Source organism: Thalassospira sp. MIT1004 (assembly GCF_001858545.1).
GTDB classification, from domain to species: Bacteria; Pseudomonadota; Alphaproteobacteria; order Rhodospirillales; family Thalassospiraceae; genus Thalassospira; species Thalassospira xiamenensis.
The window spans coordinates 75,018-88,881 of the sequence record NZ_MCAO01000001.1; the positions used below are offsets into that span (position 1 = coordinate 75,018).

Annotated in this window: 12 protein-coding genes; 4 read left to right on the plus strand and 8 right to left on the minus strand. The window is 54.3% G+C overall.

Features of this window, described 5'->3' with window-relative positions; translation table 11 throughout:
• Window positions 1-318 precede the first annotated feature (318 nt).
• Window positions 319-822, plus strand: coding sequence for a hypothetical protein (locus tag BC440_RS00350; RefSeq protein ID WP_146216720.1), 504 nt, complete (start codon window positions 319-321; stop codon window positions 820-822).
• A 154-nt stretch (window positions 823-976) separates the two neighbouring features.
• On the plus strand, window positions 977-1,306 hold the full coding sequence (locus tag BC440_RS00355; protein ID WP_007088259.1) for a DHCW motif cupin fold protein: 330 nt from the start codon (window positions 977-979) through the stop codon (window positions 1,304-1,306).
• A 17-nt stretch (window positions 1,307-1,323) separates the two neighbouring features.
• Here the strand turns inward: BC440_RS00355 and BC440_RS00360 are convergent, their stop codons facing one another.
• From BC440_RS00360 to BC440_RS00370, 3 genes are all read right to left on the minus strand, one after another.
• The gene (locus tag BC440_RS00360; RefSeq protein WP_139192054.1) at window positions 1,324-2,667 is read right to left on the minus strand and encodes a TrkH family potassium uptake protein; all 1,344 of its coding nucleotides are present in this window, start codon (window positions 2,665-2,667) and stop codon (window positions 1,324-1,326) included.
• 3 nt (window positions 2,668-2,670) lie between these two features.
• Window positions 2,671-3,348, minus strand: coding sequence for a TrkA family potassium uptake protein (locus BC440_RS00365; protein WP_007088257.1), 678 nt, complete (start codon window positions 3,346-3,348; stop codon window positions 2,671-2,673).
• A 78-nt stretch (window positions 3,349-3,426) separates the two neighbouring features.
• Window positions 3,427-4,668: an HD domain-containing protein gene (locus BC440_RS00370; protein WP_037989370.1), complete on the minus strand. Its 1,242-nt coding sequence runs from the start codon at window positions 4,666-4,668 to the stop codon at window positions 3,427-3,429.
• 275 nt (window positions 4,669-4,943) lie between these two features.
• Between BC440_RS00370 and BC440_RS00375 the strand changes: the two genes are divergently transcribed.
• On the plus strand, window positions 4,944-7,454 hold the full coding sequence (locus tag BC440_RS00375) for a PAS domain-containing sensor histidine kinase (RefSeq protein ID WP_071239332.1): 2,511 nt from the start codon (window positions 4,944-4,946) through the stop codon (window positions 7,452-7,454).
• 38 nt (window positions 7,455-7,492) lie between these two features.
• Here the strand turns inward: BC440_RS00375 and BC440_RS00380 are convergent, their stop codons facing one another.
• Both BC440_RS00380 and BC440_RS00385 read right to left on the minus strand, forming a co-directional pair.
• Window positions 7,493-8,449: a D-glycerate dehydrogenase gene (locus BC440_RS00380; protein ID WP_007088254.1), complete on the minus strand. Its 957-nt coding sequence runs from the start codon at window positions 8,447-8,449 to the stop codon at window positions 7,493-7,495.
• A gap of 44 nt (window positions 8,450-8,493) precedes the next feature.
• Window positions 8,494-9,069: a hypothetical protein gene (locus BC440_RS00385; RefSeq protein WP_007088253.1), complete on the minus strand. Its 576-nt coding sequence runs from the start codon at window positions 9,067-9,069 to the stop codon at window positions 8,494-8,496.
• A 171-nt stretch (window positions 9,070-9,240) separates the two neighbouring features.
• On the opposite strand from BC440_RS00385, the gene BC440_RS00390 reads away from it, so the two are divergent.
• Window positions 9,241-9,852, plus strand: a complete 612-nt coding sequence (locus BC440_RS00390) for a hypothetical protein (RefSeq protein WP_007088252.1) — start codon at window positions 9,241-9,243, stop codon at window positions 9,850-9,852.
• 17 nt (window positions 9,853-9,869) lie between these two features.
• Here BC440_RS00390 and BC440_RS00395 read toward each other — a convergent pair whose 3' ends face one another.
• From BC440_RS00395 to BC440_RS00405, 3 genes are all read right to left on the minus strand, one after another.
• A complete protein-coding gene (locus BC440_RS00395) occupies window positions 9,870-11,345 on the minus strand; it encodes a DUF4139 domain-containing protein (protein WP_071239333.1) in 1,476 nt (491 codons plus the stop codon).
• A 96-nt stretch (window positions 11,346-11,441) separates the two neighbouring features.
• Entirely contained in the window at window positions 11,442-12,818 is a 1,377-nt protein-coding gene (locus BC440_RS00400) for an adenylate/guanylate cyclase domain-containing protein (RefSeq protein ID WP_071239334.1), read from the minus strand.
• On the minus strand, window positions 12,802-13,536 hold the full coding sequence (locus BC440_RS00405) for a Crp/Fnr family transcriptional regulator (RefSeq protein WP_110252833.1): 735 nt from the start codon (window positions 13,534-13,536) through the stop codon (window positions 12,802-12,804). Before BC440_RS00405 ends, BC440_RS00400 begins: the two co-directional genes overlap by 17 nt.
• Window positions 13,537-13,864 lie beyond the last annotated feature (328 nt).

Genomic DNA, 13,864 nt, shown 5'->3' on the forward strand with positions numbered 1-13,864 from the left:
TGATTCCGTTGAATGCGGCAATTAATTCAGTATCGACCTAAAGGTGAAAGATTAAAACCGCGTTTATGGGATAACTGCGGAGTCCCTTGTAAAACCGGACCGGATTTCACAATCCGGCAGAGGCTTGGCACATAATTGCCATTACTTGCCGATAAAACGGCCTTAAAGGCGAATAACCATGTGCCATATGTCGTTTGTCGGGGCCGTTGGCCAAAAGACCTTTTGCATATTTCCCCGATTGGAAATCACCCTGGATTATGGAGAAGTCCGATCAAAAATCTTCATCGTACCCTGCTTGCCGTTCCGCTTCTTGGCCTGATGGCAATGCCTGCCTTTGCCCAGTCGGCCGATATGAAATCGCCCGAGGAGATGAAGGATATGGAACCCGATGCGTTGCGCGACGGGATCGAAAACCGCCATCCATCGGCCTATTACATTCTGGCAGCCAAGCAGTTTAATGCAGGCGAACGTGATGATGCAGTTTTCTGGTTCTATACCGGTCAGTTGCGCTATCGCACGCTTTTGGGCTGCAAACCTGACCTTGCACCGGATCAGGACCCGGCATTGTTTGCGTCCCTGAACGAAACCGTCGGTCGCCCCCTTAATGGATATGCCTTTGGGGATGTGGATGAACTGAGCAGCACGATCGAGGATGTCCTAGAATGGGATGCCGCGCATGCCAATGGCTATGTCGCCAAAGCCGAATGCGAACAGGTCATTACTGCCGAGCGCGCCGGACTGGACGAGTTGCGTGAAATGATCGTCGCCAAGGCAGATGAAATCCGCAAGCAGCGCGAAGAAAACGGGCTGGAAAACCGGTAAATCATTTTACGAAGATTGATAAAAGCCCGGTCCGCGTGCCGGGCTTTGTCTTTGGCTGGATGTGTTGACGGAAAGTTTGGAAACGCGATAGCGTCATGAAATTGTTATCCGGTTCCTGGTGGCAGTTGCCCCACATATCTCTTGAAAGATTACCATGGAAATTTCCAATCTCCCGTTCGGCACGACCGACTGGTCGTCAATCACGCCAACCGAGCATTCCGGCGATACCGGCATGGCATATTGGCGCACACAGCAATTTGGTCCGATCCGGGTGCGGATGGTGACATATACGCCGGGCTATCTTGCCGATCATTGGTGCAAGAAGGGCCATATCCTGCTGTGCCTTGAAGGTGAGCTGGTCACCGAACTGGAAGACGGGCGGGTTTTCACCCTGAAACCGGGCATGAGTTATCAGGTGGCAGACAATGCGGAAGCCCATCGTTCATCAACAGAGCCGGGTGCCACATTGTTTGTCGTTGACTGAACTGACGGTTTTGGGAATTAGCCCAGATACACCTGACTTGACGGATAGGAAATGCGCGGCGGAACACGACGGGCAAGGAAGAATCCCAGTGTCAGCGGGCCGACACGGCCAATGAACATGATCAGTTCGATCACGATCCGGCCCAGTGTATCGAGTTCGCCGGTCGTCCCGCGCGAAAGACCGACCGTGCCAAAGGCCGACGTCACTTCAAAGACAAGATCAAGAAAATCGCCGTCGTGGGACATGGTGATCAGAAAGATACCGCTCATGACGACGAACATTGAAATCATCGTCAGGGCCAGCACCTTCATCACTTCTTCAAGGCCGATGCTGCGCCCAAAGGCATGTAACTGATTATGGCGTTTGAAAAAGGCGATGGTTGCCAGAACCAGTACGATAAAGGTGGTGACCTTGATCCCGCCGGCTGTTGATGTACTGCCCGCCCCGATCACCATCAGAAGGATGAACATCAATGCGGTGGTGTCGTGAATGGATCCGATATCGACCGTGTTGAACCCGGCAGTGCGGGTTGTCAGACCCTGAAACCAGCTGATTTGAAGCTTGTCGATCGGGTTGGAAAAAGCCCCGAGCGTGTCGGGATTGTGCCATTCAAGGATGGCAAACATCGTGACCGACCAGACGATCAGAATGGCAGAGCCGGTCAGCATCAATTTGCTGTGCAGGGATAAATGACGCCAGCCGCGATGAATCCACAGATCGGAAATCACGCTGAACCCGATCCCGCCAATCAGAAGCAATGTCGGGATTGTGAGGTTGATCACCGGGTTTGTAGCCCATCTGCTCAGGCTGTCGGGCATAAGGGCAAAGCCCGCATTGTTGAAGGCCGATACCGAATGGAATACCGCAAACCACGTTCCGCGTGCCCAGCCAAAATCGGGGACAAAAACGGTCAGCAATAGGATGCCGCCGATCAATTCGCAGAAAAGCACAACGGCAAGGATCGTTTTGACCAGACCCACGAGCTGATGCAGCGATGTCTGGTTCAAATCTTCGCGCAGGAAATTGTGATGACGCAGCCCAATTGGCAAGCCAAGTGCGGATAAAACAAGGGCTGCAAATGTCATCAGACCAAGACCGCCAAGCTGGATCAGGATCAGGATCATGGCTTGCCCGAACAGCGTGAAGCTTGACCCGGTATCAACCACGGCAAGGCCGGTGACGGTGACGGCGGACGTGGCCGTAAACAAGGCGTCGGAAAAGCTGATCGGATGGGTGACCGCAACAGGGAGGACCAAAACAACCGCGCCGATCAGGATCAAGGCCAGATACAGGATGGCGAGCAAAAGCGGCGGTGGTATTCGGATCGGTTTTCCGGTGCGGTTCGGAAAATAAAAGGGCATGGCTCAGATGCCGTCGCTGAAGTCGCGCAAATTCTGGCGGCGACCAAGGATCAGGATTTTATCACTGGCTTCCATCGTGACGGTCCCGGTATCACAGCCGATAAATTCCGATCCGCGTAAAATACCCAGGCAACGCAGTTCGTGGGACTTTTCAAGATCAAGCGACTCAATGGTTTTCCCCGCCATGCTTTCCGGGACTTCCAGATTGATGACATGCATGCCGTTACCAAGGCTAAGGTAATCGCGTACGGCGGGGTTATGCAGTTTCTGGGCGATGTGCTGGCCGATTTCCTGTTCGGGTAAAATGACCCGGTCGGGTTCCAGTTTGGTCAGGATGCGATGATGGGTTTTGTTGATCGCCTTTACCCAGACGGTTTTGACCCCCAGCATTTTGACATTCATCGTGCACAGGATATTGGCTTCAAGGTCTTCGCCAATGGCAATCAGGGCGACGTCATATTTGTCGACCCCGGCCTCGCGAAGGGCTTCTTCATCGCGGCCATCGGCGATGATCGCTTCGGACAGGATATCCGAAAGGGCGGCGACGGATTTTTCGTTGATGTCGATGCCCAGGACGTGATTGCCACTTCGTGCCAGATCGGTCGCAACCGTGCTACCAACGGTTCCAAGCCCGATGATGACAAAGGTTCGGTTGCGCTTCTTTTCGGTTTTGGGGGCCATATCGGTTACTCCCTTTGCAATGGATTGTCCGATGCAGCGAAATTCGCACGGCAATTTTACGTCCGACGGACGAGCATATCAGTCAAACAGGCTTGCTGCAGCAGCCTGTTGTGCCGGATCGGTCAGATTGCCGACACGTCGCAGGAACGAGTTCTTTTCCTCGTAATAGCGTTTGCCAAGATCGGCAAAGCTTTTGACCTCGGCATTGGTATTGATGTGAAATTCGCGTTTGGGCACTTTGGTTGCGGTTTCATCCATCAGGACCGCGCTGATTTCCGGATCGATAACATCGGCAACACCGTCAAGCTCGATGCGGTTTTTCAGACTGAACAGAAACTTTTTGAAAGCCGGATGGCGCTGCAAAAATGCTTTTTCGGTCAGAAGGAAATCATTGGCGGCAAAGTCGGGTGCATTTTTGACAACGAATTCGCGGCAAAGATGATCGGTGGCAAAACACATCGGGCCGAAAATGAAATTGCGATAGATGTCTTCTTTAAGCTGCCAGAACTTATCAAGGCGTTTCAGGGCATCTTCATCAAGCTTTACCGCCGCCTCAAGCAACAGGCGCGGATGGCAATGGACATAGTTCGGATGCACATAGGTCTTGGTCCGGCTGATGCCTTCGAGTGTGTCGATATTGACCGGACCCGACAGCAGGCTGGCATGCGGGTGGGTCGATTTTTTCGATAACAAGGCAATGACCTCGTCCGGATCAACACCGTGTTTGACCAGAAGATGATTGACTGACAGATCAAGCTGAACTTCGCCAGTGATGATCTTTTCGGTCAATTGGTGATGGTTCAGGTTGAACCGCCGGGCAAATTCCGGTTCCAGTGTATGCGAAAACGGGCCATGGCCGATATCATGCAAAAGGGCCGCTGCCCCCAGAAGATCGCGATCAGCCTCCGACAGGCCCATCAGACGGCAATATTGCTGCGACAGCAGGGCAACACCGATGGTGTGGTCATATCGGGAATGGCGGATATTGGCCGGGCGACCGTTGGGGTGGAACAGATAATCGATCGCACCCAGAAACGAAATTTCGCGCAGCCGTTCAAACGCGTGTGACGCGATCAGTTTTTTATGCAGCGGACGATCAAAAGCCGATGCGATCTGTGAACGTTTGAAATGATAGTTGTATTGTGGCGCATCGCGAAACAGCAGTTCCCATTCTGCGATGTCATCGGCGCTGAAATTGGTGTCGAACAGATCGCGCATTTCCGGTCCCGCCGGTTTGGCCGCGGCAGACTCCTTTTGGGGCGCGACCGGTTTGGCGGCCACGCGCGGCGTAAAAAGGTCTAGCTGCGGTTTGGGACTCATTTTTGAAATGACGAGATCGTTATAGCTGTTGTTTCGACAATAGCGCAGACATAGCCCGATTTGGGGTATATGTCATCGCGGATTTTCCTGCGATCACGGGCGTTCGGCCGGGTATCGGGAAAACGTCGTGAAACAGTGGTAAAAGCAAGACGTTTTCACCATAATAATAGCTCATAAACACAAACGGTTAACAACACGTGACACGGGCTACATCCAACCATCAAAGGGGGAAAGAACCAATTGGTTCCCGCAAAGGGGGATCAAACAGGTTTGGTTTGTCCAGACTGTGGCAATGGGGATGCTATGGTCTGACGTCGCTTTTCATCGCAGCCGACCTGCATGCACAGGAAAAATTCCGTGTTGGCAGCGCACCGGAAGCCGCGCCGAACGCAGGCGCTGTACCAGACGGGGCCTCGATCTTAGGCAGTTTTGCTGATCTGAGTGATCGCGATTGGCTGGTTGTTGGTTTGGCGGCAATTGGTGGTGCGGCAATCGCCGGGGGAATCGGGTGGCGATTATCGCTGCGCATGCGCCGCCATCTTGAAGAGGCGGAAGATCACGAATCCGAATTGGCGGATTCGACCGAACAATTTACCCATCTGTTCTTTGCCGGGCCGGACCCGGTTTATTATTGGAGCCAGGCCGGCTTTGCCGAGGGGGCAAGCCCGTCGCTGAAACGTGCGTTCCAGCTTGGCAAGGATGGGCGTTTCCCCGATGTGCTTGACCAGTTGCGCGATGATGATGCCAGGACCCTTAAGGAACGTGTGCGAAACCTGAAATCCACCCATGAGCGGTTTGAGCTTTGGGTAACTGCGGTTGATGAACGCAAATTCCACGTCACCGGGGCGATGGCACGCAAGGACCGGACTTCGCCGGTTCTGGCCCATGCGCTTTGGTTCCGTGATGAAACCCGCCATACCCGTGAACGCGAAAGCCAGTTCGGCGATTTTACCGCGCTCAAACGCGAAGTCAGCGGGTTGCGGCTTTTGATCGACAGTCTTCCGTTTCCGGTGTGGCGGCGCGATGGCGATTTGCGTTTGATTGATTGTAATGCGGCCTATGCGACTGCGGTGGAACTCGACACGGTCAAGGATGCCCTTGCCAGACAGGCGGAACTGGGCGGCGGGGTGATCCCCGATAAGGGCAGGTCATTGGCGGCGTCGGCATTGCGCAACGGCGAAACCATGACACGCGATTATCATATCGTGATCAAGGGTGACCGGAAGCTTCTTCGCATTACCGAATGTCCGTCGCAAACGCCCGAAGACCTTGATGGTCTGATCGGCTTTGCGATTGATTGCACCGCGATCGAGGAACTGCAATCCGACCTGTCGCGTCATATTCGTGCCCATGCCGAGGTTCTGGAAAACCTTGGAACCGCGATTGCGATTTATGGCGGGGACAAGCGGCTTATCTTCTTTAACACGGCGTTCACCAAACTTTGGGATATGGATGAGGACTGGCTCTGGGCGGAACCGTCGCTTGATGATGTGCTGCGCCGGATGCGCGATGAGCGCAAATTGCCCGAAGTCACCGACTTCACGCAGTTCCGCAATATTGAAAACCAGCGCTTTACCGATCTTCTCAAGCCAGAAGAAGATTTGATGCATCTGCCAAACGGCATGACCTTGCGCCGGTTCATTTCGCCGCATCCGTTTGGCGGACTGATGTTCGCGTTCGAGGATGTCACCGACAAGCTGGTTCTCGAAAGCAGTTACAACACCCTGATCGCGGTTCAGCGCGAGACGCTTGAAAACCTGCATGAAGCGGTAGGCGTGATCAGCGGCGATGGCCGGTTGCGGCTTTACAATCACGGTTTTGCCGATGTCTGGGGCCTTGAAGACAGTTTCCTCTCAGGTGCGCCGCATATCAGCGAAGTGGTCGAAGAAGCCCGTGATTACTGGCACGAGCGCGAAGACTGGGACAAATTCAAAAGCCGGATGGTCGCGCGTATCACCAATCATGAACCCATGAGCGGTCGTATCGAACGTGCCGATAACAGCATCATCGATTTTGCCATTGTACCGCTGCCTGACGGGGCGGTGATGATGTCTTATATCGATGTCACCGACACGATCCGGGTCGAACGGGCGCTTCGCGAACGCAACGAAGCGCTGCGGACCGCCGATCAGATGAAGTCGGACTTCATTTCGACCGTGTCGCGTGAACTGACCCGGCCGCTTGACCATATCAATGGCGAGGCAGACCGCCTTATCCCCCATCTGCAGGGCAATGTCGCGCAGTCGGTTGAAACCATCCGGGCCGAAGCCCAAAGCATGCTGGCACTGGTGGATGACATGCGGGACTTGGCAACGCTGGGATCAGGGCAGGTCGCGCTTGAACTTGATACGGTCGATCCAAGGCGTTTGTTACGTTCGCTCGAAGCACTGACACGGGCGCGCCTGGCGGAACTTAACGTTTCGCTACGTCTTTACTGTTCGCGCAATATCGGCTGGATGATTGCCGATGAACGCCGCCTTAAACAGGCGTTGTTCATTCTGGTGACCAACGTCCTGCGTACCGCCCCCGAAGGCAGTGAGGTTTCCGTGGTTGCCCGTCGTCGGGGCGAGGATATCGATATCAGCATTTCACTGTCGGACGAAGCACCGCAACCGATGCTGTTTGAAGGATTGCGCGAGGGAGAATCACCATCCGCGCGCCGCGCACTTGGCATGGCGATGGTGCGCGCAGTGGTCGAAATCCACGGCGGCCGGGTCAAGGTCAGCCGGGATGGACATGAAATTTCCTGTATTCTGCCCGCAGGCGAAGAAAGCGATCTGGAATAACAAAAGGCGTCCATTGGTCGCCTTTTGTTCCAACATCATCAAACTTTGAACGGCACTTCCCTGCCGGCAATGAAGGCATCGATGTTATCGAGTGCCCGGAAACCCATGGCATTGCGGGTTTCCACCGTTGCCGATCCCAGATGGGGCAACAGGAACGTATTGGGCAGATCGCGATAGGTCGGCTCGATATTCGGTTCCCCGGCAAAAACATCAAGTCCGGCGGCGGTCAGTTTGCCCGATTTGAGTGCCGCGATCAGGTCCTTGTCATTGACGACATCACCGCGTGCCGTATTCACAATGATCGCCCCATCTGGCAGCTTGGCGATAAAATTGCGATTGACCATACCGCGTGTTTCCGGTGTTGACGGGCAATGCAGCGACAGGAAATCGCAATGGGGTAACAGGTCATCGATGGATGCATGATAGGTCGCGCCAAACTCCTGATCTTCGGGCAGGCGGCGACGGTTGAAGTAATGGACTTCCATATCAAAACCGCGTGCACGTTTCGCGACGGCCTGTCCGATCCGTCCCATGCCGACAATGCCTAGTCTCTTGCCGGTCACTTGTGTGCCCATCAGATGGGTCGGCCGCCAGCTTGACCAGGTTGCGTTGCGGACTTCGGCCTCGCCCTCGCTGGCGCGGCGTGCAGCCCCCAGAATCAGAAGCCACGCAATATCCGCCGTTGCATCGGTCAGAACCCCGGGGGTATTGCCGATGACGAAACCGTTGGCTTTTGCCGCGGCCAGATCAATATGGTCGGTGCCCACCGAAAAGGTGGCAATGATGCCGACCTTTTGGGGCAGGGCTGCAAAAAAGGCCGCATCAATCGGATCACCAACCGAAACCAGGGCGGCATTTGCGTCTTTGCACAGGTCAAGAATCTGATCGCGTGACAGCGGATCATCGCCGTCCTGCATGCGCAGATCATAACTTTCGCGTGCGCGTTTTTCGACAGCTTCCGGCAGGCGTCTGGTGATGGCGAGAACCGGTTTCATTCTGATGCATCTCCCTGAATTTTAAGACTTGTTTGTTGATTGTGTCAGAATAGCTGGCCAAGTGCGAGACGAATGCCGATTGTCGTGATGGTTAATGATAGCAGGAAATCGGCTGCAACAATGGCACTTGCCGTGGCAATCGGGACCGCCAGTGTCAGTTTCGCAATATAAACCCCGTAAATCAGCATCGCGATCACGGCAATCAACACAAATCCACCAACGCCAAGCATCGGAAACGCCGCGCCAAGAAGCAGTGCCAGCAGATAAACGCCCATCTGCAAGACGCTTGACCAGTTATAGACGGTGATAAACGCGATATAGCGATTGGCGCGGCCAATCATTGGCGCGACATGTAGCATCAGCAGCGGAAAGGCGAACCATTTCATCACATAGGCGATGGTTTCCACCAGCATGTAACGACCAACCGGGAATTCATCGGGAACCGTGTCGAGATCATGCCAGCGCAATAGCGCAAAGGCCGGAAAGACAATCACGGCGGCAAAGAAAGAACGCCAGAACGCTTCGATGGAATAATCAAAGAAAGCAAGGCCTTTGGCGTCACCACGTGCAATGCGCCAGGTTCCGTAAAGTGCGCGCAGGGTTTCAGTCGACATGGTCATGGAGGGTCGTCGTTTCACATAAAATGGGGCTGATAAGCAGGACGAAAATCTTGAACAGGGATCTTAATCACAGCTTATCCCTGTTTGACCCGTCTTCACAAGACGGGTGCTTGCCCGTCTGTTAACCGGCGCACATTGGTCCCGGAATTCAGGCAGAAGCAGGAAAAAGACATGTCGGACAAACTTGCCGGATATTTGCCGCGCCTGTCATTCCTGCGGGCGACGGAACCCGGTTCGTTAACGCTCGCACGTCTTTGTCTTGAAATGGCAACCGCACTCGATAAATCCGAACGGATGGTAGCCCTTTCCCTGTTTGACGAGGCAGATCAAATCTTTGCATCCCACCTGCAAACGGCTCCGGATGCCGCCCGTGCCGGATTGGCCCATAGCCTTAATAACAGGGCAGCCCTTGAAATCGGTGCAGGACAATGGGCGGATGCAGTTGATGCCGCATGCCAGGCTGTTGAACTTCGTCGTGATCGGCTTGCAAGGTTGCGATCAGAGCAAAGCGAAGCGGCCCGGCTTGATCTTGGATATTCGCAAGGCGCGCTTGTTTTGGCACTGCGAGGGGCCGGGCAGTTCGGGACCGCACGTGAAATATGTGGCGAGGCCTTGGTTAATCTTGCGGTGTTTGCCGGAAAGAAAAACCAGCAGGCGTTTATCCTGCTGGCCAAACTCATTTGTCTTTATACCGAACTGTGCGGCATCACCGGCGAGAAACCCGACCCGGTCCTGCTGCTGCCTCTGGCCAAGGCCTTTTATGATAGCAACCAGACCGGATAAGTGGCCGGTTTTAAAGGTTATCGGGTACTTTTTACCGACCAGCTCAGATTGACTTCCTTGCCTGCCGGGACCTCGATGGTCCAGACAATCAGGTCTGGTTGCGGCTTGGTGTGTTTGTGGTCCTCGCCGGTAACAACCCAGTCGGCCGGAACATTTTCACGGATCGTAACGGTTTCGGTGCGTTCACCGCCATTGGTGATCGACCATTCCATGTTGGCGGTGATTTCATCAGGCAGATTTGGGCGTGCCTTGCGATCAAATGCCGTGACTTTGCGCGTACCGGAAATATTGCTGGCCTGGCCAAGGCGGATGGTTGCCTTGCGTCCGACCGGGGTCAAAGACAGATTGTCTTCACCAAGGAAACCGGTCACACCGCTTTTGGACTGGCCAAAGACACGCACGGTTCCTGCGGGCCATGGGCTTTTTTCGTCCGGACCACCATCGTTTTCAATTTCGATTTCAAGGTCAGGACGGACAAATTCGGACACGTCACTTTGTCCGGCATAGTAAAGATTGGCACTGCCGTTAAAGGTGACCTTGCGGGTTGCAGGCAAACTTTGTGATGCGATCAACGGCATCATCACGACATCACCATTGCGCATCGAAAGCCCGTCGAACGGCCCATATAAATGCAGGTTTTCCATGGTTTCGCGATCCGGCGCGCCGCCACCCGGTGCGCTATCTGCCATGGCTGACATCATCATTTCCCCGCGGGCAGCCTTTGCCATCGGGGTGTAGCTGACCCGGTTGGGATCACCGGCGACCAGACGCAGCTGGGCATTGTTGATTGCCGAGCCCGTCTGATTTGTAATGCGTGCCATTGCCGAAAGGTTCAGGACATTTTCCACACTGTCATACTGCCCGACATAGGCCGTCTGCCAGGAAACACCGCCTAAAAGGTAAGCAAGCGAGATGTGATCAAGTGCCGCATCCGAGCCAATGGTGGCTTCGATTGCCGGGCTGGTAGCGAAGTTGCCGGGCAGGTCGGAGATGATGATCTGTTCAACAGGAACCTGTTCAATACCATCAAGGGTCCGAACAAGTGCGCCACCGTCAATCGATAGCAACGTGCCCTCAACCAGTTCGTCATCCTTGCGCCGGATGGAAATGGTTTTGCCAACCTGATCTTGCAACAGGCGATACATGGTCGCTGGGCCGTTTGCCGTATTGCGTAACGAATGCCAGACAAGATTGGCATCTTTCTGCGCGCCCATCACGAAGGTCTCGTCCATGATGGTTTGCGGCAAATTTTCGATCCGGAGTGTTTTGACCCCTTTGGGGATCGTGCCGTTACGTTGTTCAGCAATCATGCCAAGGTTTCCGGGGTAAACGGTCAGCTGAATTTTACTGCGGCTTTCACCGGAAAGCGTGATGGTTTCTTCCGCTTTTTCGTCACCGGATTGGGCGGATGCCGGTTCGATGACGGGACCTGCAAAAAGGGCCGCGCTAAGAAGCGTGGCCATGGCAAAACGGTTGCGCAATTCTGATGACATCTCGAATCCCTTGTGTCGCTTGGTGCGTATTGTTCTTCAACAAGCTTTACGCGAAAAAGTGGCAGGATCAAGGACGTATCAAGATTACGGAAGGCTCTAGTTTAAAGTTTCGTGCTGGAAATGAACAGGTATCGCCTGGCTGAAACCTTTAACGTGAATTGCATCCTGCTTGGTAAAGCTGCGCATCAGGATGGATGTGGCTGAGGGTGCCTCGGACCGAAGTTTGTCGGCAAAGCTGTCACTGATAATGATGTCGGTATCAAGGGTTCTGGTCGCACGTTCCAGACGGGCTGCCAGATTGACGCTGGCGCCGATAACAGCGGGCGTAACGGCCTCGCCTTCGCCAATATCACCAACAACCGCCGGGCCAAAATTAAGGCCGATACCGATCTGAAGTGGCGTTGTGCTATCTGCTAGATCACCGTTTTGCCAGTCCCGGACATGGCTGACCATGGATTGCGCGGCCGATAACGCGTTTGCCGCCGGACAATTCATATCGTCAAATGCGCCAAAACTGGCCATGACGGCGTCGCCGATATATTTTTCGACAATCCCGCCATAGGCCCCGATTTGCGTCGTCATGATCTGGTGAAACTGGTTTAACAGCCGCATCACATCCTGCGGATCGCGTTTTTCGGCATAACCGGAAAACCCGATGATATCGGCAAACAGGATCACGCATTCCCGTCGCGCGCCAACGCGAACCGGCTCATCGCGATCTGCCAGTTGGTCAGCGAGGGCCGCCGGGAAATATCGTGCCAGATTGCCATGCGCGCGTTCGGCGGCGGCAAACTGATTGATCAGGACACGTAACCGCGAAACCATCACCGCACAGGCCAGCGTAAACACCACGACAATCACGACCTGCTCGGCCAATGCCGAAATGTCGATAAATTCCGGCAGGGTATAGGTCGTGATGATTTCGTCCTGGGTTGGTGTCCAGTCATCGCCGAAATGCTGCGAAACGATGACACCGGGCCGGGTCATCAGCCAGACAATACTGGTGCTCCATGCGGCGAACAGCCAGAACCCGAACCAGATGATAAGGCGCGGTGAAAAGGTCATGATGACCAGTGCCATCATGATCATGGAAAACACAACGCCCCGATCCCGAACGACGAAGCTGTATAGCCATGCCGGATGATCGGCAAATGGGTTCAGCGGGTCTGGAACGACCGACACATAAACGATCAGGGCCGCATCGGCGATTGCCAGAATATAAAGCAACCAGCGCCAGTTGCCGCCGCGAAAGGCGACAAAAAGCTGAACCAGAACACCCGGGATGAACCAGCCCAGAACTTCCAGTAGCGAATACAGCTCACCTGTTGGCGAATCCGGTTTGGAAAACAGCAGCAGGATGAAGGCAAGCATGCATATGCGTAGAAACGCCACAAGGATCAGGCCACGCTTTTCCTCGCGGGCGACCAGTCGATCAAACAGGGAACTGGGAGAAGGATCAGCTTTTGATTGCATCGGCGAGAAGGTTTTTCAGGCCGTCTGTATCGCGGATCACCAAACGCCCGTCACGGCGAGTAATCAGGTCGCGTTTTTCAAGGTCGCGCAGCTTTTTGTTTACCGCTTCGCGTGTCACACCCAGCATAAGGCCAAGTTCCTGTTGCGACAGCGGAAGGGCGATGCGGATGCCTTCCGGGTCGGGACCACCGTGACGTTCAGCCAGCCATAAAAGGCGCTTGACCAGTCGTCCGGTAAGATCAAGGAAATTGGCGTCTTCCAAAAGGTCGCTGACCCAGCGAAGGCGACGGCACAAAAGAGCCGTGATATGACGGCGGAGCGGTGCCTCGCGGTCAAAGATTTCAAAGAAATCATCACGTGAAATAAACAAAAGCCGTGTCGGGCCGACAGCACGCGCGGTTGCCGTGCGCGGCTCACCATCCAGAAGCGCGATCTCGCCAAATACCGCACCCGGGGCCAACACGTTCAAAACGATTTCCTTGCCGGTGTCTGAAACGGTCGAAATGCGGATTTTCCCGGCCTCGACAGCGTATAATCCATCGGCAGGCGCGCCTTTTTCAAACAGCAATTCACCATCGTCCATCCGGCGGACACTTGCCTGATTCGAAAGTTGGGCAAGCAGTTCGGGATCGAGATCCTCGAACAGGAAACTGCCCGCAAGAATGCGCGAGGCAATTTTGGCCAGTTGGGGTGTTGCAGTACCGGTAACGCTGTTCACTGAGTTCACTTTTGAAATGGGCGTCGTTTCGATCATCGAATCGATGCATTGCTGGGCCAAAGTAGCATGAAATACCGGCTGCATCGCAAGTGTTTTACAGCAAATTCCATTGTGACGGCAGGGGGATGGCGAAGGAATAGCATCCAAAAAGTTCGAATTGATCCGTCTTTGTCGTGGAAAGATGGATGGCGTGATGCCGATATTGATACCGACAGGTGCATAACATCAAACAGGCATCGGCGCGGTTAGGATTTGGGAATGTGGGTTTGCTGAACATGTTCTAAATTATATTGATTCTAGAATGTTTGACAAAATCTCCTATATTTTT